Source organism: Providencia sp. AGC89, from assembly GCF_053543535.1.
This window is the reverse complement of the sequence record NZ_JBIXLP010000001.1, coordinates 58,719-81,722: the sequence shown is the minus strand read 5'-3', so window position 1 is coordinate 81,722 and position 23,004 is coordinate 58,719. Positions and strand designations below refer to the sequence as shown.

The following is a 23,004-nucleotide window of genomic DNA, read 5'->3' as shown; positions in this document are numbered from 1 at the left end:
TAAAAAACGGTTTAGCTTTGGTCGCCGAGGTCAATCAATAACCCTCGAAAATATTTATCTGCTGTAATAACGATTTCATTATCATTTTGGATAAAAACGCCATCATTACAGCCCATAATTAAACTCTCACCTTGCTGACTGCGTATAGTTGCGCCGCCATGTATGGATTGCAGGAATGCATTATTACCTTTTAATGTCATGGAAGCTGATTCTTGGGGCTCCAGATGGATATGGTTTATCCAAATTTGTTGACGTAATTGAATGCTTTGATTTTGACCATCAGGTGACGCAATGAGCTTGTTTTCATCCTGTTGAATCGCTATTTTTTGTAACGGAAGCGATTCTTGTTGCGGGCAAGCATTTAACCAAAGCTGTAAGCGAGTTAATGGTGTTTGTGGGCAAATGTTTTGCTCGCTATAGCTGAGGTCTGAACGGGGTGAGAAACGCACACATTCCCCTTCACTGGCTTGTATTGTATTACCTTGACTATCACGGTATTGCGCATGCCCTTTAAGAATAATGTTTAATATATCAACATGAGGGTACATTCTAGGTTGTAAGGCGTTTTGTGGCGCAATAACTTCTTGATTTAACACTCGTAGGGTTTTAAAACCCATAAAGTCAGGGTCAAAGTAGTGGCCAAATGAGAAGGCGTAACGCGCTTGTAGCCAACCATAGTCTGCTTTTCCACAATGGTTAGCGGGTCTAAGTGTCATCATAATGGTTACCCCTCAGCTAAAATTAATAAATTAATACTATATTGTTATAATAAATAGCTGGACGTTGAATTGTTAGCCAGTTAATCTGTTTCCTTTATTCAAATTTCCTGAAAGAGATACGTCATGAGTAAAGAGAGAGCATTAACGCTTGAATCATTAAGGGTGATGGATGCAATCGACCGGCGTGGTAGCTTTGCAGCAGCGGCAGAAGAGTTAGGTCGAGTACCTTCCGCGCTTAGTTATACCATGCAAAAATTAGAAGAAGAGCTCGATGTCATTTTATTCGACCGTTCAGGACATAGAACCAAATTTACCAATGTCGGTAGAATGTTGCTGGATAGAGGACGGATTCTACTTGAGGCGGCCGATAAATTGACTTCGGATGCTGAGGCCTTAGCAAAAGGGTGGGAAACACACCTGACAATAGTGTGTGAAGCATTAATTCCAGCTCAGTCATTATTTCCTCTGGTTGAACGTTTGGCTGAGAAATCAGAAACACAATTATCATTAATTACTGAGGTGTTAGCAGGGGCATGGGAACGCCTTGAAAGTGGTAAAGCGGATATTGTGATTGCCCCTGATATGCATTTTCGTTCTTCATCTGAAATTAACTCGAAATCGTTATATACCATTAACCATATTTATGTTGCGAGCCCTGACCATCCTATTCATCAAGAACCCGAGCCGCTTTCAGATGCGGTACGAGTGAAATATCGAGGGATCGCGGTTGCAGATACTGCGCGAGAACGCCCAGTGATCACCGTACAATTATTGGATAAACAGCAGCGATTAACAGTATCGACAATTGAAGATAAACGAAATGCATTGCTGGCAGGGTTAGGGGTGGCAACTATGCCATATCCAATGGTTGAACAAGATATTCGAGAAGGGCGCTTAAAAGTTGTCGGGGCTGAATTTAGTCATGAGACGAATATTATTATGGCGTGGCGCAGAGATAGTATGGGGGAGGCTAAGTCGTGGTGTCTCCGAGAAATCCCCAAATTATTTAGGGTGTAAACTCGTTATATTTTGAGCCGTAGGGGTGTTGGCTTCATTGAGTCACCCGAGTCACATACTTATGTATGCTCACGGGATGACTCAATTTGCTGCCTACCGAGGACACCTCAACTAAGTGATTTTCTCTTCACTGATTTAATACCTTTATTTTAGATAAAAAAATACCTCCCGAAGGAGGTATAAATTGGACAAAAAAATCAAATAAATTCACAAGGGTGATAATGAAATCGGAGTTACCATTTTTTATTTAATAAATGGTCGATACTAAATTTACCCGGACCAGTGACTGCTAACAGTAAGAAGCCGCCCGCAATCGTGAAGTTCTTCATAAACATTAGGCTGTTTGGTGCAACACTAAAGTCAATGTGGAACAGCAATGCTGTTAGTACAGTAAAGCCTGCTGTAAACAAGGCAACAGTTCTGGTTAAGAAACCAAATAGGATTGCTAAGCCGCCGCCAAATTCTAATAAAATGGTTAAAGGTAATAAAAACCCAGGGACGCCCATTGCTTGCATATATTGTTGTGTTCCTGCATAAGCATCACCTAGTTTCCCGTACCCAGCGACAATAAATAGGATTGGCATCATGATACGAGCCAATAATATCGCACCATTTTCTAAATTTTTCATCGAGACTCTCCAGACTAATAAGCTATTAAATTTTATTAAATTGCGATATATGTCGCTTTGTAGTGTTGTTTTCAGCACTAATAGGTAAGAAAACATTTGATGCACTTATAGTAGTGATTTATTTATTCAATAAAAAGCAAAGCTTATTAACAAACAAGTACAAAAAAATTGAATGATAAATAAATTGTTGGAGTTGATTTCAGGAACGGGGGTTTTTATTAACCTATAGCGATTAATTGATTTCAAAATAGAGGATTATTTTTTACTTGCGTTGAGGGTGCTTTGTACTGTTCGAGCCAAACTCCAAATTGTGAGTGCTTTTTTACCTAACCGTAAAAGTTTTTGAGGCTTTTTCAATGAGTAGATTGACAGTATTCCTGTTGCGGCAATAAACAGAGGGCGGAAGGTAATAAAAAATTTCCATGTGCGGTCGTAGCGTTCAGTGGTTTGTAGCCAATCTTTAGAAGAAGCAGCAAGGTCACTCCGTTGCTGCTCAATCCTTTTGATTAACATTTGTTTTTTGGTGGCTAATAATTGGCGCTTATTTCTGCTCATTATCCTTTCCCGCTAAAGCATTAGCATCTTGGCTTAACTGCTCTCGAGTAGAACCCAATAACGTTGATTGCTTCGCTTTTTTTAATGCCCAAAGGGCAAAAATAATAGCGAGTATGATCAGACTCCCTGTTGTCATTGCCAGTGCTTGATAGCGATAGACGGGGTCGACTGACCAAAAGATTAAACCGATTAAACACATCAAACCAAAAGCAGTAAATAGGAGAGCTAGCCCAACTAACAGTGATAGTTGAATAAAGTTGATTTTCTCCTCTTCAAGCTCAACGGCAATAAGCTGAAGACGAGTTTCAACAACATTCACAGTGATACTTGCGATACGTTGCAATATTTCAAGGACCCCTTTCCCGGGGCCCTGACGTTGTTGGTTTTGTTCCATATACGATTAACGTTTAGCGAGTAATACGCCAAGAACAACCCCAACGGCTGCACCAATACCGATGCCTGTCCACGGGTTTTCCTTCACATAGTTATCCGCTCGTCCCGCGATTTCCTTGGTTTGTTCTGTGATCCGCTCAGTGGTTTGGCTGAGTTTAGCGCGTGATGAACACAATGCATCTTTTGCCTTGGATTTTAGGCTTTCAATCTCTTCTTTCGATTTTTCACCGGTATCATTGAGTACCGCTTCCAGAGAATCTGCTAAAGCCCGTAATTCCGCACGTAAGTCTTCTGATGAATGGTTAGCTGACATGTACAACCTCCTGTTAATAGAAAAATCGTAATTGCTGTATTAACAATAGCTTTTTTTGTACTAAGTGCAATGGATTATTTAGGCCAAGTGCATGTAACAAAGGAAAATTTACATAATGAAATGATTAAGAATAGTTTTTTATCAAGGAGTTAAGGAGGTAACTCTTTGATAAATTAACAGAGGGTAAATAAAAGTAAAACTAAAAATATGGGGGCCAATAGACCCCCATCGTAGATTTAGTTTGCTTTTTTGCTTGAGAGTTTTTTCTTTACAACAACAGCAATACTACCGATTAAACCTATAATCAGCAGACCCACAGGGATTAACATCAAGACATTCATAATATGATGTTCATACTGCAGGAAAATAGGGCTTTTACCAAACCCATAGCCAATAGCGGTTAAAATCAGAACCCATAGTAGACCACTTAGCCAGTTAAAGACTTGGAAACGGCCATTCTGCAAACCTGCAAGGCCCGCGATGGTGGGTAATAATGTTCTGACGAAGGCTAAAAAACGGCCAACTAATAATGCAGCGAGGCCATGGCGATGGAAAAGCCCATATGCGCGCTGGTGGTAGTGTTCTGGTAAATGTGCAAGCCACCCTTTAACTAAGCGTGTATTCCCTAACCATCGCCCTTGTATATAACCAACCCAGCAGCCTAAGCTTGCCCCGGCAGTTAAAATTGCGATCGTCAGTGGATAACTTAGCGTACCTTTAGCGATGAGCACACCGACTAGAATCAATAAGCTATCGCCAGGTAAAAAAGCCGCAGGCAAAACCCCGTTTTCAAGAAACAAGATAGCGAACAGCATGAAGTAAATCGACCAGACTAACGCGGGGTTAGACAGGGTGACATAATCTTGGTGCCAAAGGGCAAAAAAAAGTTCTTTAACTAATTCCATTAATGTTTCCTAAACGGCAATAACAGCAACAAACTTGTTGTTGGGCAGGGAGAAATGGATTAAGTGAATGCCAAAGTGAAAGTGTTGTTTCCTCAGGCTGTTAGTGTAAAGCACGCTCACTTTAACAAAACAGAAAATAACTAAACAGTAAATTTTAAGCTTATTTTTAGAATTCATTTAAGTTTTGGCTTATTTTTACAATTTATCGCTCATTGTATACAGGTTTAAAGTGCTTAAAACCCGCTTTTAGCCTATTTTTTAGATGATAAATGTGAAATATGATTGTTCTTTCATTTTTTAATGTGAAAAAAGAGTGATAAAACCCTCGTTGCTAATTATTGCATTTTAAGATTATTTACCGTATCTTATCGCCATAGCAAAGGGGAGTAACTTCTTCTTGTCGGTTTATCGTCATTACGGTGTACAAATTACACCCGGTAGCCGAGCACCACAGTTTCCTAATCTCAGGTAATTTGTGTTGTAAGTGAGACCTTGCCAGAAGGCGAGGTTTGCTCATAATTTACAACCAATAGATAACTCCTTGAGGTTAAACAATTTTAAGCGGCTGATGTCTTCTGGATATCAGCCGTTTTTTGTTTTTAAGGGATAGGAAAATGCATTCAGTCGGTAACCCTGTTTTATGGGGTAGTTTTGCAGTTATTATTTTACTCATGTTACTTATCGATTTGTTTTGGCAGGGAAAACATAAAGGCCAAGCCATGTCGATGAAGCAAGCGGCTGCTTGGAGTATTGTATGGGTGACACTTTCATTACTCTTTGCCGCAGGGTTTTGGTGGTATCTTAATGATAACGTGGGGCGTGAGTTTGCTGATAACCAAACTATCGCATTTTTAACCGGTTATTTATTAGAAAAAGCATTAGCGATAGATAATGTATTTGTCTGGTTAATGCTCTTTAGTTATTTTGCTATTCCAGCAAATTTACAACGTCGTGTCCTTGTGTACGGTGTACTGGGTGCCATCGTATTGCGTACGATTATGATTTTTGCTGGTAGTTGGTTAGTTACGCAATTTAGCTGGATTTTATATGTATTTGGCCTGTTTTTATTATTTACCGGGCTTAAAATGGCATTTGCTAAAGAGGACGATTCCCCTATTACGGATAAACCTCTGGTCAAATGGGTGCGCTCACATTTACGTATGACCGATGAATTACATGGGGAAAAATTCTTTATTAAAAAGAATGGGATATTGTTCGCAACCCCATTAATTTTAGTGCTAATTTTAGTTGAAATTAGTGATGTGATATTTGCGGTTGATAGCATACCCGCTATTTTTGCGGTAACAACTGACCCGTTCATTGTCTTAACATCGAACCTATTTGCTATTTTAGGGCTACGTGCGATGTACTTTTTATTAGCTGGTGTGGCAGAAAAGTTCTCAATGCTCAAATACGGTTTAGCGGTCATTTTAAGCTTTATCGGTATAAAAATGCTGTTAATTGATATTTTTCATATTCCAACGGCTATTTCTCTTGGGGTTATTGCGTCCATACTAGTTATAACGTTAATTATTAATACAATTGTTAATAAACGAAACGAAGCCAAAAGTTAATTTAGTGGTTTTAGTTGAAGCCTCCGCTGGAAAGTCGGGGGCTTTTTTTGTTTTAACCTTCTGAAAGTATTCACTCATTTTAAAATTCTCTATTCTACTTTAAGAAACAAAACTCTATTGAGATCACAGATGTGTAAAATGTTTGTTAAATAAAGTCAATCATTGTGTATATTTTGAATAATTGCCTTTTCAGGCGACTATTATTCCTTATACTTGCTGTGCAAACACATTTAATTCCTAATAAAGATAACTAATATAGGTCTACTATGGATACAAATAAAACAGGGTTATGGCGAGTAATTAGCCAAGGTAGTCTAGTCAAGCAGATACTGGTTGGTTTGATCGCAGGTATCTTACTGGCATGGTTATGGCCTTCAGCGGCGAAAAATGTTGCCCTACTAGGCGACCTATTTGTTAGCGCGTTGAAAGCAGTCGCTCCCGTATTGGTCTGGGTATTAGTCATGTCGTCAATTGCGAATCATCGTCAAGGGCAAAAAACCAATATAAAACCGATACTGGTTCTGTATATCTTGGGGACTTTTTTTGCCGCGGTTGTCGCAGTCATTGGTTCTTTCATTTTCCCATCTAACTTAGTTTTAGTGGTGGGAGACTCTCAATTAAACCCCCCAAGTAATATTGCTGAAGTTTTAAAAGGCTTACTGATCAATATCTTTGCTAACCCTATCGATGCATTAATTAAAGGTAACTATGTTGGTATTTTGGCATGGGCGATTGGGCTTGGTATTGCATTGCGTCATGCCAACGATACAACAAAGAATTTAGTGCATGATTTCTCTAATGCGGTGACTCAGTTAGTACGCGTTGTGATCCGTTTAGCACCAGTGGGGATTTTTGGTTTGGTCGCTTCTACCATCGCAACAACTGGTTTTGAAACCTTAAAAGGTTATATCCATGTCCTAGCGGTATTAGTTGGTTGTATGTTAGTTGTGGCACTTGTTGTTAACCCATTGATTGTTTATTGGAAAATTAGGCGTAATCCATTCCCCTTGGTATTTGCCTGCCTGCGTGAAAGTGGTGTAACTGCCTTCTTTACGCGTAGTTCTGCGGCCAATATACCTGTTAATATGGCAATGTGTCGCCGTATGAACCTTCACGAAGATACCTATTCTGTTTCGATCCCATTAGGTGCAACCATTAATATGGCGGGTGCTGCAGTGACAATCACTGTATTGACTTTAGCCGCTGTACATACACTCGGTATCCCTGTTGATATTCCAACAGCTCTGTTGCTAAGTGTTGTTGCTGCTGTCTGTGCTTGCGGTGCTTCTGGGGTTGCTGGCGGGTCGTTATTGCTTATCCCATTAGCATGTAACATGTTTGGGATTTCGAATGAAGTTGCCATGCAAGTCGTTGCTGTTGGTGTGATGATTGGGGTATTGCAAGACTCAGTGGAAACGGGGCTTAACTCTTCAACTGATGTCCTTTTCACAGCTGCAGTCTGCTTAGCCGAAGATGATAGACTGGCAAATTCAGAAGCGCAGTTATCTCATCGTGATTAAGTGTTCCTGAATTTAGATAAATAGGGTAGAGGCTGCGAAAGCAAACTCTACCCTTATTGTTTTAACAGCTTATAGATTTAAAACTCATTACGTAGACGACGGTAGCCTTCAACAAGTTGAATGTTCGTAGTTGCGACCTCTTCAGAGAATTGCAATGAAGCGTGATCAACTTGGTTGAATGCCGATAAATCACTGTATGCGTTCACATGTATGCATGACGGAATATATAAACCATCCGGCAGTGTTAAGCCATCGACGACTGCGTTATAGCGGATCACACTGTTTTTACCAATTTTGCAGTTAAATAAAACGCTATTAAAGCCAATAAACACGCGCTCAGCAATTTCACAAGGGCCATGGACAATTGCTCGGTGCGCAATCGATGTGTGTGAGCCAATTTGTACACCCGCGCCACTTTTTGAGTGAATTACCACCCCATCTTGAATATTTGAGTGTGAGCCGATCACGATGGGGGACATATCTGCATTTTCATTGAGTTCATCAGCACGGATCACGGCATATGGACCAACGTAAACATAATCTTCAATAATCACTTTACCGCAGATAATGGCGGTAGGGTCAATATATGCTTTTTCCGATACAACAGGCGAGTGCCCCGATGGGTTTTTACGCAACATACAGACTCCGTTTCCATTGTGTGTGGGCAATCGCATTATGGGCATGTAAGCTTTCTTGGTGATCAATGTGGATCGTCGCTTCGTCAAATTGGCATTGATGGCGAAAGGCATTCACTAGTTTACGAGCGGCATCTTCACAAAACATCAAGTTCTGCCCATTAACAATAGCAAAAGCTTGTTCATCTTTACGTTTCACCACCGTTTGTACTGGGGTGGAAAGAATATTTTCGATTTGGTTGATTAACTCAATAATAGGAAGCTCTTTATAAGTTGTTTTTAGCTTGATGGTTACCCATGCCCAACTGCGTTGACTGTGTGGTATTGCTGGGACCCCTTGTTTAATCAACCAATCAAGGACTTGAGATTGAGTTAATGTTTGTTCTGTATCATCAAAATCAATCGCAAACTGTTGTTGCATAACTTGGCTGCTGAGTGCGGCAGAGCTTGGGCAAGTTGATGAATAGGGGACTCCGACTTTCAAATAAAGGGATAGTGACTTATCAAATGATGCTGAAATCTCAAACGGATAGGCTTTCCAACCAAACTGAGCTGATACTAACGAACGGCGCGATAATAAAATATCACCATAAAATCGGATATGAGCCTTCGATGAAATAGTTTGATGCGACAATAATACTTGTTCTAATGTTTGCTTTATTAAATCTGGCGTCAGTTCATTTTGTGTTAGGCCATCCAATATTTGATAGAGACGAGACATGTGGACCCCTTTTTGCCCTTGTAGATCAACGCCAATATCGATAGTCGCATTAACTGGGCGGCTTTCAATTTCAATGGGCAAAGCAATCCCTGTCATTCCAACCCAGTCAAGCTTGATATTACTGTGAGTGTCATTTTGTGCTTGTGCGTCAGGCAAAACAGAAGAGGGTAATTCAGTTGAAAGTGTCATAAAGCCTCAAATTATCCATGAAATAATGATATGTTATAACATAACAATTTGAATTATTAAAGTCAGATAAGAGTAGATAGTCAGGTTGAGCTTAAAGTTGGGGCACAGAAAAGCCCCTTAAGCTAACAGCTTAGCACAAGGGGGAAGAAGTTAAAGTTGGTAAGCTATTTTCATGCCTTGCTCGATGGCTCGGCGTGCATCGAGTTCTGCTGCTATATCTGCACCACCAATAACATGCGCATTAATGCCGAGTTTTGCTAACTGTATTTTCAACGGGCGATAAGGCTCTTGCCCTGCGCAAAGAATGACATTATCAACGGGAAGGCACTGTATTTTATCTTGATAACGAATATGTAGCCCGTTGTCATCAACTCGCATGTATTCAACGCCATTCAGCATTTTTACACCGCGCTTCATAAGAGACAAACGATGTACCCAACCAGTTGTTTTCCCTAAATTAGCGCCAACTTTACTATTTTTACGTTGCAATAAATAGAGGTGACGAGCAGGCTCTATTGGCCGTTTTTGTGGAGGGTATATACCACCTTTAGAGTGAATTGAAGTATCAATATTCCATTCTTCGTTAAATAACGAAGTATCTAAACTGCTACTTTTTCCTGTTTGGGTTAATAGCTCTGCGACATCAAAACCAATCCCCCCAGCACCAATGATAGCGACATTTTTCCCTACAGGGCGTTGTTGGGTAATAACATCTATATAGGAAATGACCTTATGATGGTCTATCCCCTCAAGCTGAATTTGGCGTGGTACAACACCCGTTGCAATAATCACATCATCAAAGCCTGACAAGTTGTCTACATCGGCTTGCTGTTCAAGGCGTACATCCACATTCAATAATTGTAGCTGTCGGCAAAAATAACGGATCGTTTCATGGAATTCTTCTTTACCGGGAATTTGCTTTGCGAGGTTAAATTGCCCACCAATATGATTAGATTTTTCAAATAGGGTGACTCGATGCCCACGTTTAGCGGCATAAATAGCACAAGAAAGCCCTGCGGGGCCTGCACCGACTATTGCCACTGATTTGCTAATCGTGGCTTTTTCGTTAGGATAATCAAACTCCCTGACGGCTTGAGGGTTAACTAGGCAACTGGCTAATTTTCCGCTAAAAATGAGGTCTAGACAGGCTTGATTACAGCCAATGCAGGTGTTTATTTCATCTGCTCGGTTTTCCGCAGCTTTGCGAACAAATGACTCGTCAGCAAGAAAAGGGCGAGCCATGGAAACCATATCCGCTTGTTGATTAGCGATAATTTGCTCAGCTACATATGGGTCATTGATACGGTTAGTTGTGATCAATGGAATATTAACTTTACCCATTAACTTTTGAGTAACCCAGCTAAATGCACTGCGAGGGACTTGAGTTGCAATTGTGGGAACTCTGGCCTCATGCCAACCAATCCCTGTATTAATTAAGCTCGCGCCGGCAAGCTCAATTTGTTTTGCTAGTAACTCTATTTCTTCCCAAGTGGAGCCATCCTCGACGAGATCAAGCATGGAAAGCCGGTAAATAATAATAAAATTATCCCCAACGGCTTCTCGTACTTGACGAACAATTTCAATGGGAAAACGAATGCGGTTTGCATAGCTTCCTCCCCACTCATCGTCCCTATGGTTAGTGCGCTTGGTAATAAACTGGTTGATTAAGTAACCTTCAGAACCCATGATTTCAACACCATCATATCCCGCTCGTTGGGCTAATTTTGCAGTAGTGACAAAATCTTGTATGGTTTTTTTTACTTCATCAGATGTCAGTGCTTTAGGGGGAAATGGAATAATTTCAGCTTGAATAGCACTGGGGGCAACTAATGCGGGGTGCAAGCCATAACGGCCTGCATGTAGGATTTGTAAAGCAATTTTTCCGCCTGCTTGATGAACTTCGTTTGTAATATGCTGATGGAAGGGGAGCTGCTCTTGGTTATTGAGTACAGCCCCATGAGCAGTTAGTGCCCCTTCTGGGCTTGGCGCTATTCCCCCAGTAATAATAAGACTGACCCCATTTTCTGCACGTAAACGATAAAAATGTGCGAGTCTTTCACTTCCTTCAGGATGCTCTTCGAGCCCAGTATGCATTGAGCCCATTAATATTCTATTTTTTAGAACGGTATGGCCTAAATCTAGAGGGGTAAAAAGGTGTGGAAAATTGCTCATTATTATACTCCCATTTCGGGCTCTATTAACAGGTCAGATGAGTTAACTGTAGCCTAATGGGATGATGAATTGGTAATAATGTTAATTTTTTGTGATTTTTATCATGACTTTTAATTAAAAGTGCGGAGTTAATCTAAATATAGCGGAGAAATTTATTATTTTGTCATAAAAATAAATTATCAATAACATTCAAATTAATATTCACGCACAATCAACATTTACTTGTCAGGAACTCACAGCCTATGAAAGAAATTTGCCAAACTATCACTTTAGAAGGTTCACACGTTCGCTTGGAGTTTTTATCTCATCAATACGATCAAGCGTTGTCTGCTATGATCCAAAAGGATGGGCTACATAAGTTATGGTATACCTCTGTCCCTGAACCTGAAAATGTCGCTAAAGATGTGGATAACCGTCTTAAGCGGTTTCAACAAAAAGAAATGTTGCCTTTTGTTGTTATTGATAAAAAAACAGGTAATGCAGTTGGTATGACTTCCTATCTGCGTATTGATAGTGTGGTTAGGCGAGTTGAAATTGGCGCGACATGGTACGGTAAAGAAGTGCAGCGTACAGCGATTAATACTGAGGCTAAATACCTGTTATTACAGTATGCTTTTGAACAATTAAATTGTGTTGCTGTGGAGTTAAGAACGCACTTTTTAAATCAACAAAGTCGCAGAGCGATTGAACGTCTGGGAGCAAAACTTGATGGGGTCCTCAGAAACCATATGCTCACTCGTACAGGGGAACTGCGTGATAGCTGTATTTACAGCATTATTGAGTCAGAATGGCCCGCGATAAAACGGCATTTAGAGTGGCAAATGGTCAAGCCCCGTTAACGATTGCCATTAAATCGGCCAAAAAGCCCACCACTGTGTTTTGGGGTGGGCTAAATAGGCTTATAAATATTCGTGCATTGGTTTGGTCATATAGACGTTATTTGGCATTTTTTCCGTCGTAGTATATCCCGCAGGGCTATTAATCAGTGCAGGGATGCGGTTGACTAAATTGGCACAAGTTAACTCAACTGTCGCTGGGTTATTCACTTCAATAGACGTATCTGGCTCACCAATTAATTGCCAACTATTTTTATCGCATTCATCAGCGGTCAAAATTTTACCAATACATTCTGTTTCAAGGGTAACGCCTTCTGCTGTTTCGGTGATCACAACAGCAGATAAACCGAGTACATCCCCTTTTTTGACGGTCATTTTTAAGGTGTCTGAATAGGTATCTTGCTTGGCGATTTGTGGAACACAGCGCTGAATTTGGCTTGTAATGGTTAACCCTAGGCGGCTACATAACCAACCATTTTGCGTCCACATGTACGGCGGTGCATATTCACCGCTTTCAATTTTTTGTGAGATAACGTCATATGGTAAATCATTGTAGTTACCGATTTGTTGATTAAATTCATTAACAGTTAACCCTGCGCCATGACCAACAGCTAAGGCAATACCGTAATCTTCAACGTTATAGCAACTAGAGCCTTTAACTTTTACTAATTTATGCATTGAACCTGCTAAGGTGTCGATCAACACTCCCCAATACATATCTGGGTAGCCACTCCCTGCTAAGGTACAATTATTTTCTTTGGCCAATATATCAAGTTTTTGGGTTATTTCTGGTGATGAATTCCAAGGGTAAAGCGCTTCCTCTCCGGTTGAAATGGCATTAACACCGTGGCGGGCAAATAAGGAAAATGCATCTTCTAAATCAGCCATCGTGCTCAGTGTGGCAATGATCCCAACATCAGGTTTTAAGGTTTCGAGTGTTTTATCTGCTTCATGGAGTGCTTGGACTTTGACTCCAGTTAGTGCGGTTCCTGCAATTTCTCCTATATCTTTGCCGATTACAGCTTCATTGATATCAAAAGCTGCCACAACTTCAGCGCCATGTTCTTGTAAGTAACGGATTAGGTATTTACCCATTTTTCCGCAACCATATTGAACTGCACGTACTTTTTTCATCATTTTTGTCCTATCAGCGAATTATCTATAAATCATATTGTGAGATCTTGATGAGAAAATTGTTGTTCTATATCAAATGATTGGGGGAAGAATGTTTAATAAGCCTGATTGTGTTTATGCTGTGGTTTATATTTTTAATTTGATATAGATTGATTTTTAATGTCATGGATACTATGAGCATTGGTTGAATTAAAAATGACAAAAATAAACGAGGCTTTATGGCAAGTATGAAAGAATGATAGTTTTTGGTGATGCTATCACTTTGAATTATAAGTGATGCGATTGATTTGAACACAATTTCGCCATACAGTTTTGAAACACTAGACCTAAGAGAAAACTGCACGTATAATCCTTTCCACTTTGGCCCCTTAGCTCAGTTGGTTAGAGCAGTCGACTCATAATCGATTGGTCACTGGTTCAAGTCCAGTAGGGGCCACCAAATTTATTAAGGAGTTAGGTGTTAATCATCTAACTCCTTTTTGTTTTTACTTGATTTTGGGTCAGAATGACTCAAGTTATCTAATTCAATACATCCACGCTGACTTCTTCAGTAGACATAATCCGATCCGTTTCGTCTTCCCTAGAAATTACCAGAACGCCAGTCTTATTTTTGGATAGGTTGACTATACCTGTATTATGATCCAAATAAATGTATTGGCTTTTATTTGTTTTTGTATTGGCATCCAATAGGGTGGGAACTAAACCATGTAGGGTGGTTAGCCTAGCACTCAATGGCATGAATAATTTTATCACTCATAACAGGCACCTCTTATTCATTTATTAACATATTACTTGTTGTAACAATAAGTTATCGTTTTCTTGGCATACAATTAGTTGGTTTTCGTGATTATCGCTGACCAATGACAAGATTGTGCTATGCCGAGCAATCCCACTCGTACCGAAAAAGGCATCGGCATCATAAAATTGGTTTAAGAGACAATGAATATCTTGTTGTACATAGCTTTCAATACATTGGCTTTTGTTTTTATCTGTGACCCCGCTATGCCACACTGAATTTAATTGGTGACCCGGTAATTGAAATTCACATTGTGCTTTCAATGCATCATCGAAGGATTTTACCTCGGTGGATATCGGGCGTAATAGCTTCGCTTTGATAGGTGCTCTTAGACTCTCGTAGAATCCTTGAGGGGCGAGTAATAGACTCGCGGCTTCTTCACTCGCCGTTGAGTCTAATTGAAATGCTAAAATAGCGTATAACTTAGGTTCAAAGGGATTTTCATACAGTGCTAACAACCATTCACTTAATGAGTCATATGGCAATGTTTCAACAGATTCAAGCTCTAATGATAAGCGCGTGGCTTCCTGCTCAATCAGTTCCTGCCAATTAGGCTCATTATCTTCAGCTTGCCAATATAGGGTAATAGGTTGGGAGAGAGAATGTTGATGGTAATATTCAGCAATGGGTGCAAGTAACTTTCGCACCGCCATTTCTTGTTTCTCCCATAAAGAAAGTGATTTGAAGGCGTTTAATTGCAATATATTGTCTTTATTCGGAGGCAGTGAAGACAAAACAACGTTTGTTTGTTTTTCTTCATCAAATTGTGTCAATCGTGTATGCGCTAAAATTCCTAGATGCTTCCTAGCCCAATATCCCCATTCTTGACGTGCATCATCGAGCATATCAGTAAACTGCCGATGGTCATATGACATTATCGAATAAGCCAATAGACGAATAAACAAAATAACAATCACGGGAAGAACAACAAATAAAGCAATTATTTGGTTGTTACTGACTTCACTAGACAATACCCCAATTGAAGATAAATAAGCACCTATGCCAAATCCGATAACACCAATAATCACGACTAAAAACAACCAAAGCATCAAGCGAGGTAATTTAGGCTTAGGTGGGTGCTCTAAAGAGGGAATTTTCCAGCTTATCATTACTGTTCACCTGACGAGGAAAGGCTCGCAATGAGGGTACAGCCACATTCGGTTTGAAAGCCGTTCAATGCCGCTTGGCGACCGGATATTAAAATGCGCGTTGAGCCGGGTAAAATGGCATTGACACCATGTCCTTTTTTAGGACAACTGACTTTATCTCCCACTAAGGCAATGGGCTTACCGTACATCATCGAGCCAGAAGCGGAAATCACTTCGCCGCAATGAGTAGTTTTGTCACCTAATCGAACAAGTGCGCGCATGTTAAGATCCTTTTATTGGTTATCCTGTTGTTTTTTATATTCAAACGTACCATCCCATTCAGGGAGTTCGGCAGGGGGAAGTGGAACGATTTTATCGATATCGGGGAACTTGGCGGTTTCGTCAGAAGCATCCATTTCTTTGACAATTGCTTCATAACGGGCTGAGCGTTCTGGGTCTGGTTTAACCGCTAGGTAATAATAGTCTTTTGGTGTTGTGTCTATTTTAAATGTATCAATGAGTATTGAAGCTGAGATTCTATGTCCATTTTCCGATGCTAATTGAAAAAACTCTAATGCTATGTCAAAGTTTTTTTCCACACTCTTATAAAACATCGCTGCTGTAAATGCAGCTTCTTTATTACCTTGTTGAGCAGCACAAGCAAGCATTTTTTTTCCAATTTCAGGTTGATAAGCAGGATTGTCTTTATCTGATAAACGTTGAGCGAGAAAAATATCACCAATAACATATTGCCCTTCTGGGCTGCCTAAATCGGCAGCCTGCCTAAAATAAGCTAACGCTTTCGTTCTATCAGCAGGTACACCATAACCCGTATCGAGATAATGTCCCATTTGGTAATAACCATAGCTGATATTCAATTTAGCCATTTTTTGGATAATATCCCACACTTCTTGCGCTGGGCCTTTCCCGCCAATCGGGGGCACTTTGCCATAACTGATTAAATTACTGAGATTCAACATGGCCTTGGGGTGATTACGCTCCGCGGCTTTACGGTATAGAACACCAATTTGCTTATAATCTCGTTGATGTTTATTGACTTTTTCAAGTTCACGGGCTTGTTTAAACCAAACATCCGCTTCAGGGTCAACGGGAGGAAGAGTGTCTTTTTCATACACGCAGGTGAAGGTTAAATCAGGTTCTGTTTTTTGAGTCACAGTGACGTCCTTTTTATCGATGGGTTTACACCCCATCAATAGCAAGCCTAATACGACAACAGCATATTGACTGGCTAGATGGTTAGAGGATAAAAAGGAAAAGGTCATGATTACTGCCCCTCTGCCTGTTTTTTATATTCAAAGGTGCCATCCCACTCAGGGAGTTCAGCTGGCGGAAGAGGAACAATTTTATCGATATCAGGAAAGCGTGCCTCGGGGTTATTTCTAATTTCATCAGCAATAGCTTCATAACGAGCAGAACGTTCAGGATCTGGTTTTACACCTAGGTAGTAATAATTTTTTGGAGTTGTATTTGGGGCAAAAACTTGATTTAACCTAGATGCAGCACTACGCAAACCATTTTTAACTGCTAGTTGATAGTATATTAAGGTAGTATCAACATTATTTTCCACATTAAAAGAGTATGTAGCAAATCGACGCGCAGCTTCCCCATTGCCTTGTTTAGCTGCGCAATCCAACATACTTTTTCCTATTTCGGGTTGATAGGCAGGGTTATCTCTGTCCGATAAGCGTTGAGAAACAAGTATATCTCCAATCACATATTGAGCCTCAGGATTACCTAAATCTGCCGCTTGACGAAAATAGGCTAACGCTTTTGTACGATCAGCAGCTACGCCATAACCCGTATCGAGATAATGCCCCATTTGGTAATAACCATAACTGATGTTTAATTTAGCCATTTTTCGGATAATATCCCACACTTCTTGTGCTGGGCCTTTACCTTCAACCGGGGGGACTTTTCCATAACTGATTAAGTTACTGAGATTCAACATGGCCTTGGGGTGATTACGTTCTGCGGCTTTACGGTATAGCTCACCAATCTTGACATAATCGCGTTGAGATTTATTGACCTTTTCAAGTTCTCGCGCCTGTTTGAACCAAACATCGGCTTCAGGATCAACGGGGGGCAAAGTGTCTTTTTCATACACACAGGTGAAGGTTAAATCGGGTTCAGTTTTTTGAATCGGCAACTTTTCCTTTTTATCCATCGGGTTGCAAGCGCTCAGCACCAACATGCTACAAATCAATGCACTGCATTTAAATATGCGACGAGCAACAGATTGATGATGAAATAAAAAAGAGAGATTCATCTTGGTTATTGCCCCTCTGCCTGTTTTTTATATTCAAACGTGCCATCCCATTCAGGGAGTTCAGCAGGTGGAAGAGGAACGATTTTATCAATATCGGGGAATTTGGCTCTAGGATTAAGTGAAAGCTCTTTTTCTATCAATTTATAACGACGAACCCTTTCAGGATCAACATGTTGTTCCATATAGTATATTTCATTCTTAGGGTCTGATGTGTTAAAACTTTCAGATAACTTATAAGCTGATTGATCGCTACCATATCGGATAGCTAATTGATAGTATTTCAGTGCCTGACTATAATTTTTATCACGAACTTCATAATTCATCGCAAGAGAATAAGCTGCGTCTGTATTACCTTGTTTAGCCGCACAATCGAGTAGTTTTCTGCCTAAGTCCAAACGATACAACGGAGTTCTTGCATTAAGGAATTGCTCCGAAATGGCAAGTTGTCCTTCTGGATTCCCCATTATTGCGGCTTTTAAAAAATAACGCATCGCTGCATCTGAGTCTTGTTTTACTCCGAAACCTCTTTGGAGATAAGTCCCCATAATGTAATAACCAAAGGGAATATCCATTTGTATCAGTTGCTCAACTAAATCAATCACCTCTTCAGAGCGTTTTTTACCTATCATAGGTTCAGCTTGACCTGTTGCTATCATATTCTGTAAGTTACCTATAGCTTTGTAATGTTTTTTTTCAGCCGCTTGACGATACAATGTAGCAATATGACCAAAATCTTTAGGACCTTTTTTAATTTCTAAGCGACGTGCTTCTTTAAACCAAGCATCAGCTTCGGGATCTAATGGTGGAAAACTGTCTTTTTCTTGTACACAGGTAAATTGAAAATTTTTTAAGGTATCATTCATTTTATTTACTTCCTTTTGTTCACATCCTGCCAACAATGGAAAAAAAATCACCATTAAACTTAAAAGTATTTTTTTAAATTCCATAACTAGTCCTTGTTATCCCATTTTTTATTTCCATCAAAAAACTCAATTAACGATGCAGAAGGTGTGGTTGGTATTTCACTATTTCTAAGCTCTTTATTTCTTTTAATGATTTCTTTCCAATGTTTAAATTCTTTTTTAAAATCATCACTAGCCCGTTTTGTATGCATTTTCCATAAATGCTGTCGGATAGGCGGTATAATATTTGTCACATCAGTATCTTGAATGGCGATATTAAATTCGCTGTCAAATAACATACTGCGTAAATTCACATTACTAGAGCCTAATGTCATAAAAGTGTCATCAATCATTAGCACTTTGCTATGAACATAAACAGATTTCCAATGCGGTGTTGTTGAATCAGGTGAAACTAATGTGCAAATATGCGATTTTATTCCGGGAATCGAACCTGCGGCTATTGGTTCCTCATCACCCAATTTATGCTCTTTACGATGATAATTAGGCACCATGTCTGGTCGTTGTAACGCTTCAATCATTTTATACGTTTGATAACTTCCGGAATGTATCGCTGCATCATTAGAGCTATTAGTGACAACAAAGAGATAGAGTGGGTTTTGTTCTATATCATAGCCTTTTTTAACTCGCTCATTGACCGCTTCTTGTAATAGCTTTACAAAAGGAGGATAACGAAAATATTGGTTTTCAATGTAAATATATTTCCTTGCCCTTACTAACGTATGCTTATATAAGCGTAAAACATCAAATTCATTATACTGAGGTTGAGTACGACAAATTTGAGCCATCACTTTTTTTAGTGGGATCATTCCACCTACAGTAACTGAATGAATCAATCTGTTATTAATTTTATCCATTCGCTGTTGGGTGAATTGATGGTCTTCCTCGGTAAAAGATGACCGTCGACTCAGTTCAGCATCTTCCCCAACATTTTTTTCCCATGCTTCGACAAAATTGTGATTGATATGCGCCAAAACGGCACCACAAACACATGATGAGTTATCTTGCCATGCGGTATCAGCATCTCGACCAATAGCTGCTGAAAACTGGTGTTCAGAATGAGAATCCTTATCCCAATAGGTGGAGAGGGAATTGTGCCCCATGACAAATCCGACAGCATCATCTGGCACTTCATAATCAACCAGAATCACTTTTTGATGGTGAGTTGGGTATAAAGCAAGTAGCCGCCCTTGAATATAACCAATATCGCCATATTCTTTTACGTGATGGCTTGTTTGTCGTTCAGTCGCTTCTTGAATATCATTGGTCCAATTTAATTCTCGATGTCTGACAAGGATATTCCCTTTTCCTCTTTTCTTGATTGAAATCTCCCAATGCCACTGACAGTCATATTCATAATCTTCAGGTGTTTGGTATGGTAACTGGTTACCGGAAGCACTGTAAACAGCAGGCGTAGCTGGTGTATAAACAGCAAAATTACCATAACCAAAGTTTTTAGGAGTAGCTTTCCATCCCGGAAAGTTAGGATCTTGACTATCCCCCCCTAATGTATACCAGACTAATATACGCACCTTAACACCGCGATCTGCCGCTTCAACAAGTAGATCTCCCACTCTTTTGGCTTCGTCTTTACTCCCCCGAGTAAAATACATGGATGATTGAAATCCCCATGTAATAATATCAATACTTTTTTGTGCCTGTTCAATCGCTTTAGCTATTGTGGCAAAAGCACGTTCACCATTAATTAAAGGGGCAAAACCTGCAGCAACAGGTGCATATTTACCACTGATAAACCATTGAGGTGTCAGTATTGCACTATCATTTTCCCCTAACACGAGATTGATGGTTTGTTCCGTTGCATCGCTCATGACTATTTTTCCTCTTGGTTATCTTTCAGTGATTCACTCATCAATAATTTTTTGAAAATATCTCTATGTGTCATACCTGAAAGTTTTTTGCCTTCCATGCCCGGCATTGGTTTGAGAGCACGAAATCCTTCCCTTGAAGCCTCATCTTCTTGAGTGTTTTCTGAGTCTGCTTTTAAAAGATTGATGGTGAATTTTTCACCGTCCAATAACTCTACTCGATATTTTTCTATGGACGTATCATGTTCAATCTGAATATTTCCATTTTCATCGGTGAATCCTTTCGCTAATAGCGCTCCATTACCATATAAAGTATACGGCTCAAACGCACGCGCCTTCATCGGACTCTGCGGAGAGGAGCTCAGTTGAAAGCGCAAGGTTTGTTTTGGCATTGATTGCGGAAACTGTGGATGAGTGACATCCATTGAAGCCGCTCCTTCAACCACCCAGTTAGTTGCTTTGACGGTTTGGTTGCTGGGGCTGCCGTACTCAATCTGCCCGCCTTTCAAGCGAATATAAGCACCACCGCAGGTCAGCAATAACTCATCTTTAGCGGCGACGACAGTTTTACCGCCCGTGCTGGTGATGGTCATGTCTTTGAGTGAGGTGAGGTGCATTTCATCGCTTTGCGCTTGGATTTCCACCTTGCCTTTAGCCGCGAAGGCTTTTATACCCAAAGTATGGGCAAACAAACTAATCGCTTGACCTGCCGCTAAGGTGATTTTTTTACCTACCGAGATATCAGTCTGTTTATTGGCCGTCAGGGTAATGTTTTCACCGCTGTGAGCCTGCACCGTTTTCGGGGAGGTGAGAGCAATACCTGCAGGGGCGCTGAGTAATAACGCCGCTTGCTGCAATTTATCAATAGATTGAGTCAGTAACGTTTGTTGCGCTTTTAAATCTGCTAGTTCGGCTTTTGCCACCTCTGCCGCTTCGCGTAGCGAACTGACTAAATTCAGCGCATCATCAAGCTGTTGTTTGGCTTCGCGCATATCCAGTTGTTCAGACGAGGCTTTCGTGCGTAAATCTGTGCTGATAAACAGCCCTTTTCCTGCTCGAATAGCGCCCCAGCTGTCGGTTCGCAGCTCAAAGCCATCACCGCGCTTTTCACGCCCTTGATTAACCAGATGCCCTAAATTGAGTTGCGATTTCCCCCCGTATTCGGTGCTGAATTTGATGTGTTCTTCCCCGCGTTTGTCTTCCATGTGTAGCTTATTATTTGCCGGAGTACGAATGACATTGCGGGTATTATTTTTGTCGGTGATGTGGTCGGGACGATGCGAGTCATGCAACGCATGGGCGATATACGGCCTATCCGGGTCGCCCTGATGGAACCCAATGGCAACTTCTGTCCCTTGGATTAAGGGGAAGTGCATGCCGTAGGTATCGCCTGCATAGGGTTTCGCCAGCCGCACAGGCATGCTTTCATACCCAGTGGGCTTTTCATCACGGTCGGCATCGAATTTAACCCAATAAAATCCATGTTCATTTTGATGGGCATAGATATCATGTGGCTTGGCGCTAGTAATCCGCGCCATTAACGTACCTGCAATCACGGGGCGAGGTTTAAGAGCTGGTCGCCAGCACAAAGCTTCGGTGTACGACGTTGCTTCAAACTGCACGACTAAGGCACTGCTGCGGCTACCTGAAAATCGCAGGCGGCTCAGGAGGATTTCAGATTGAAAGTCAGACGGTAATGTTGAAGGCAGTTGGTTATCGGTAATTTTGAGCACCAATAGCGGCGTTAGCATCGGTGAATTACTTTTACCGTACAGTTGAGTTTGACGAACCAAAAAGCGTTCATGGTCAAGGCGTGACCAAAAGTGAGCGGTTTCCGTTTCAGGTTGGTACTTCTCACCGCGCTCAAGGTGACGAGGTTTATAATGGTAGACATCGCCGTAGTGGATGTCCTCTCCCTCACCTCGAGTCATATCCGTTTCAATCGATTGCAGAGTTTGCATCGCTTGGCGGTGATTGTAATCTTTGGTGGTGACACTGCGCTCAACCACTTGATGACGTAGTGATAACCCCCAGACACTTTCTACACCCTCGTCATTCATCCCTGATGGGCTATTGAGAGGTAGCTTGAGGTCATACACATAGGCTCGTTGGCTATCCCCAAAATGAATAACTTCGGTTTTGGTATCCGGTTGCAAACTGAACGAATAGAAAATCCCCACTTCACTTAGCAGGCGTTCAATAAACTACCAATCACTCTCATTGATTTGGTTAATTTGCTCCCGCTTTGGGTATTGACGCTGCAAATGAAACTCAAATTCCCAGCCTTTCATGTCATGCTCACGTAAGATGAGGTCAATGACGTCTGGCACGGATTTATTTAAGAAGAAGCGGTGAGTGCGCATTTGGTGGCGTAATAAGGAGACAAACGGTTCTATCACAATTTGGTATTGTGTTTCATCAGCGGAGCCAGACAGCCGCTTGAAGTGGGTGATCACGCCATGAACACGTTTTTGCGGCTCATTCAATGTGTTCAGCATAGCCAATGGCAGGGTAGGCGATGAAAAGGTAAAATCAGCACTGCGGCGTAGAAATTGTTGCGCTTGCAGGTTTTTGTTTGGGGAGGTAAAGGTAATCTGATAACGATAAGTTTCACTAATGGCTTCACGTCCCGTGAAGTGCTCAACGTCTAAGTGGGTCTGGCAACCTTGTACAGCAAGCTGGTAGCGATTATGGGATTGAAACGGCTTAATGACAATGTCGAACAAGCTCATGACGTATTCCTTTCAGATGCTTTGTGGCAACCGAAAATGAAAT

The 23,004-nt window shown here is 40.8% G+C and carries 20 protein-coding genes, 1 tRNA gene and 1 pseudogene; 5 read left to right on the top strand and 17 right to left on the bottom strand.

What is annotated here, in order from left to right; translation table 11 throughout:
* Nucleotides 1-11: 11 nt before the first annotated feature.
* On the bottom strand, nucleotides 12-719 hold the full coding sequence (locus tag ACIPUA_RS00365; RefSeq protein WP_071548610.1) for a pirin family protein: 708 nt from the start codon (nucleotides 717-719) through the stop codon (nucleotides 12-14).
* A gap of 123 nt (nucleotides 720-842) precedes the next feature.
* Here ACIPUA_RS00365 and ACIPUA_RS00360 point away from each other — a divergent pair, with 123 nt between their 5' ends.
* Nucleotides 843-1,736: a LysR family transcriptional regulator gene (locus ACIPUA_RS00360; protein ID WP_042846177.1), complete on the top strand. Its 894-nt coding sequence runs from the start codon at nucleotides 843-845 to the stop codon at nucleotides 1,734-1,736.
* 233 nt (nucleotides 1,737-1,969) lie between these two features.
* On the opposite strand, the gene ACIPUA_RS00355 is transcribed toward ACIPUA_RS00360, so the two are convergent.
* The 5 genes from ACIPUA_RS00355 to ACIPUA_RS00335 form a co-directional block, all read right to left on the bottom strand.
* The gene (locus tag ACIPUA_RS00355) at nucleotides 1,970-2,365 is read right to left on the bottom strand and encodes a DoxX family protein (protein ID WP_042846175.1); all 396 of its coding nucleotides are present in this window, start codon (nucleotides 2,363-2,365) and stop codon (nucleotides 1,970-1,972) included.
* Nucleotides 2,366-2,620: 255 nt separating this feature from the next.
* Complete coding sequence (locus tag ACIPUA_RS00350; protein ID WP_042846174.1) at nucleotides 2,621-2,920, bottom strand: YqjK-like family protein; 300 nt, start codon at nucleotides 2,918-2,920, stop codon at nucleotides 2,621-2,623.
* Entirely contained in the window at nucleotides 2,907-3,314 is a 408-nt protein-coding gene (locus ACIPUA_RS00345) for a phage holin family protein (protein ID WP_449059184.1), read from the bottom strand. The genes ACIPUA_RS00350 and ACIPUA_RS00345 overlap by 14 nt, the downstream gene beginning before the upstream one ends.
* Nucleotides 3,315-3,320: 6 nt before the next feature.
* Nucleotides 3,321-3,626 (bottom strand): DUF883 family protein, encoded by a 306-nt coding sequence (locus ACIPUA_RS00340; protein ID WP_042846171.1) that lies wholly within the window; start codon nucleotides 3,624-3,626, stop codon nucleotides 3,321-3,323.
* A 236-nt stretch (nucleotides 3,627-3,862) separates the two neighbouring features.
* Nucleotides 3,863-4,531: a DedA family protein gene (locus tag ACIPUA_RS00335; protein ID WP_042846170.1), complete on the bottom strand. Its 669-nt coding sequence runs from the start codon at nucleotides 4,529-4,531 to the stop codon at nucleotides 3,863-3,865.
* Between the two features lie 614 nt (nucleotides 4,532-5,145).
* On the opposite strand from ACIPUA_RS00335, the gene ACIPUA_RS00330 reads away from it, so the two are divergent.
* Both ACIPUA_RS00330 and sstT read left to right on the top strand, forming a co-directional pair.
* The gene (locus ACIPUA_RS00330) at nucleotides 5,146-6,105 is read left to right on the top strand and encodes a TerC family protein (RefSeq protein ID WP_042846168.1); all 960 of its coding nucleotides are present in this window, start codon (nucleotides 5,146-5,148) and stop codon (nucleotides 6,103-6,105) included.
* Between the two features lie 266 nt (nucleotides 6,106-6,371).
* A complete protein-coding gene (gene sstT / locus ACIPUA_RS00325; protein WP_048606197.1) occupies nucleotides 6,372-7,625 on the top strand; it encodes a serine/threonine transporter SstT in 1,254 nt (417 codons plus the stop codon).
* A gap of 77 nt (nucleotides 7,626-7,702) precedes the next feature.
* Here sstT and ACIPUA_RS00320 read toward each other — a convergent pair whose 3' ends face one another.
* The 3 genes from ACIPUA_RS00320 to ACIPUA_RS00310 form a co-directional block, all read right to left on the bottom strand.
* Complete coding sequence (locus ACIPUA_RS00320; RefSeq protein ID WP_042846165.1) at nucleotides 7,703-8,263, bottom strand: carbonate dehydratase; 561 nt, start codon at nucleotides 8,261-8,263, stop codon at nucleotides 7,703-7,705.
* On the bottom strand, nucleotides 8,253-9,170 hold the full coding sequence (gene folE2, locus ACIPUA_RS00315) for a GTP cyclohydrolase FolE2 (protein ID WP_042846163.1): 918 nt from the start codon (nucleotides 9,168-9,170) through the stop codon (nucleotides 8,253-8,255). The genes ACIPUA_RS00320 and folE2 overlap by 11 nt, the downstream gene beginning before the upstream one ends.
* Nucleotides 9,171-9,320: 150 nt before the next feature.
* Nucleotides 9,321-11,342 (bottom strand): NADPH-dependent 2,4-dienoyl-CoA reductase, encoded by a 2,022-nt coding sequence (locus tag ACIPUA_RS00310; RefSeq protein ID WP_042846162.1) that lies wholly within the window; start codon nucleotides 11,340-11,342, stop codon nucleotides 9,321-9,323.
* Nucleotides 11,343-11,584: 242 nt separating this feature from the next.
* Here ACIPUA_RS00310 and ACIPUA_RS00305 point away from each other — a divergent pair, with 242 nt between their 5' ends.
* A complete protein-coding gene (locus ACIPUA_RS00305; protein WP_042846161.1) occupies nucleotides 11,585-12,181 on the top strand; it encodes a GNAT family N-acetyltransferase in 597 nt (198 codons plus the stop codon).
* 60 nt (nucleotides 12,182-12,241) lie between these two features.
* Here ACIPUA_RS00305 and ACIPUA_RS00300 read toward each other — a convergent pair whose 3' ends face one another.
* Nucleotides 12,242-13,315, bottom strand: coding sequence for an NAD(P)H-dependent amine dehydrogenase family protein (locus tag ACIPUA_RS00300; protein ID WP_042846160.1), 1,074 nt, complete (start codon nucleotides 13,313-13,315; stop codon nucleotides 12,242-12,244).
* Nucleotides 13,316-13,674: 359 nt separating this feature from the next.
* On the opposite strand from ACIPUA_RS00300, the gene ACIPUA_RS00295 reads away from it, so the two are divergent.
* Nucleotides 13,675-13,751, top strand: a tRNA-Ile gene (locus ACIPUA_RS00295).
* A gap of 341 nt (nucleotides 13,752-14,092) precedes the next feature.
* On the opposite strand, the gene ACIPUA_RS00290 is transcribed toward ACIPUA_RS00295, so the two are convergent.
* From ACIPUA_RS00290 to ACIPUA_RS00260, 7 genes and pseudogenes are all read right to left on the bottom strand, one after another.
* Nucleotides 14,093-15,217, bottom strand: a complete 1,125-nt coding sequence (locus tag ACIPUA_RS00290) for a hypothetical protein (protein WP_198860913.1) — start codon at nucleotides 15,215-15,217, stop codon at nucleotides 14,093-14,095.
* On the bottom strand, nucleotides 15,217-15,477 hold the full coding sequence (locus ACIPUA_RS00285) for a PAAR domain-containing protein (RefSeq protein WP_449059183.1): 261 nt from the start codon (nucleotides 15,475-15,477) through the stop codon (nucleotides 15,217-15,219). The genes ACIPUA_RS00290 and ACIPUA_RS00285 overlap by 1 nt, the downstream gene beginning before the upstream one ends.
* A 12-nt stretch (nucleotides 15,478-15,489) precedes the next feature.
* Complete coding sequence (locus ACIPUA_RS00280) at nucleotides 15,490-16,407, bottom strand: SEL1-like repeat protein (RefSeq protein WP_094301240.1); 918 nt, start codon at nucleotides 16,405-16,407, stop codon at nucleotides 15,490-15,492.
* A 74-nt stretch (nucleotides 16,408-16,481) separates the two neighbouring features.
* A complete protein-coding gene (locus ACIPUA_RS00275; RefSeq protein WP_222708741.1) occupies nucleotides 16,482-17,483 on the bottom strand; it encodes an SEL1-like repeat protein in 1,002 nt (333 codons plus the stop codon).
* A 5-nt stretch (nucleotides 17,484-17,488) separates the two neighbouring features.
* A complete protein-coding gene (locus ACIPUA_RS00270) occupies nucleotides 17,489-18,430 on the bottom strand; it encodes an SEL1-like repeat protein (protein WP_042846153.1) in 942 nt (313 codons plus the stop codon).
* A 2-nt stretch (nucleotides 18,431-18,432) separates the two neighbouring features.
* A complete protein-coding gene (locus ACIPUA_RS00265; protein ID WP_042846151.1) occupies nucleotides 18,433-20,232 on the bottom strand; it encodes a phospholipase D-like domain-containing protein in 1,800 nt (599 codons plus the stop codon).
* Between the two features lie 2 nt (nucleotides 20,233-20,234).
* A pseudogene (locus ACIPUA_RS00260) lies at nucleotides 20,235-22,961 on the bottom strand (DUF2345 domain-containing protein).
* Nucleotides 22,962-23,004: the final 43 nt, after the last annotated feature.

Coding starts and splice junctions, on each gene's coding strand:
- ACIPUA_RS00330 (WP_042846168.1), top strand. CDS start 5,146: ATGCATTCAGTCGGTAACCCTGTTTTATGGGGTAGTTTTGCAGTTATT.
- sstT (WP_048606197.1), top strand. CDS start 6,372: ATGGATACAAATAAAACAGGGTTATGGCGAGTAATTAGCCAAGGTAGT.
- ACIPUA_RS00345 (WP_449059184.1), bottom strand. CDS start 3,314: ATGGAACAAAACCAACAACGTCAGGGCCCCGGGAAAGGGGTCCTTGAA.
- ACIPUA_RS00335 (WP_042846170.1), bottom strand. CDS start 4,531: ATGGAATTAGTTAAAGAACTTTTTTTTGCCCTTTGGCACCAAGATTAT.
- ACIPUA_RS00265 (WP_042846151.1), bottom strand. CDS start 20,232: ATGAGCGATGCAACGGAACAAACCATCAATCTCGTGTTAGGGGAAAAT.
- ACIPUA_RS00320 (WP_042846165.1), bottom strand. CDS start 8,263: ATGTTGCGTAAAAACCCATCGGGGCACTCGCCTGTTGTATCGGAAAAA.
- ACIPUA_RS00355 (WP_042846175.1), bottom strand. CDS start 2,365: ATGAAAAATTTAGAAAATGGTGCGATATTATTGGCTCGTATCATGATG.
- ACIPUA_RS00285 (WP_449059183.1), bottom strand. CDS start 15,477: ATGCGCGCACTTGTTCGATTAGGTGACAAAACTACTCATTGCGGCGAA.
- ACIPUA_RS00305 (WP_042846161.1), top strand. CDS start 11,585: ATGAAAGAAATTTGCCAAACTATCACTTTAGAAGGTTCACACGTTCGC.
- ACIPUA_RS00350 (WP_042846174.1), bottom strand. CDS start 2,920: ATGAGCAGAAATAAGCGCCAATTATTAGCCACCAAAAAACAAATGTTA.
- ACIPUA_RS00300 (WP_042846160.1), bottom strand. CDS start 13,315: ATGATGAAAAAAGTACGTGCAGTTCAATATGGTTGCGGAAAAATGGGT.
- ACIPUA_RS00270 (WP_042846153.1), bottom strand. CDS start 18,430: ATGGAATTTAAAAAAATACTTTTAAGTTTAATGGTGATTTTTTTTCCA.
- ACIPUA_RS00275 (WP_222708741.1), bottom strand. CDS start 17,483: ATGAATCTCTCTTTTTTATTTCATCATCAATCTGTTGCTCGTCGCATA.
- ACIPUA_RS00365 (WP_071548610.1), bottom strand. CDS start 719: ATGATGACACTTAGACCCGCTAACCATTGTGGAAAAGCAGACTATGGT.
- ACIPUA_RS00280 (WP_094301240.1), bottom strand. CDS start 16,407: ATGGGGTGTAAACCCATCGATAAAAAGGACGTCACTGTGACTCAAAAA.
- ACIPUA_RS00340 (WP_042846171.1), bottom strand. CDS start 3,626: ATGTCAGCTAACCATTCATCAGAAGACTTACGTGCGGAATTACGGGCT.
- ACIPUA_RS00360 (WP_042846177.1), top strand. CDS start 843: ATGAGTAAAGAGAGAGCATTAACGCTTGAATCATTAAGGGTGATGGAT.
- folE2 (WP_042846163.1), bottom strand. CDS start 9,170: ATGACACTTTCAACTGAATTACCCTCTTCTGTTTTGCCTGACGCACAA.
- ACIPUA_RS00290 (WP_198860913.1), bottom strand. CDS start 15,217: ATGATAAGCTGGAAAATTCCCTCTTTAGAGCACCCACCTAAGCCTAAA.
- ACIPUA_RS00310 (WP_042846162.1), bottom strand. CDS start 11,342: ATGAGCAATTTTCCACACCTTTTTACCCCTCTAGATTTAGGCCATACC.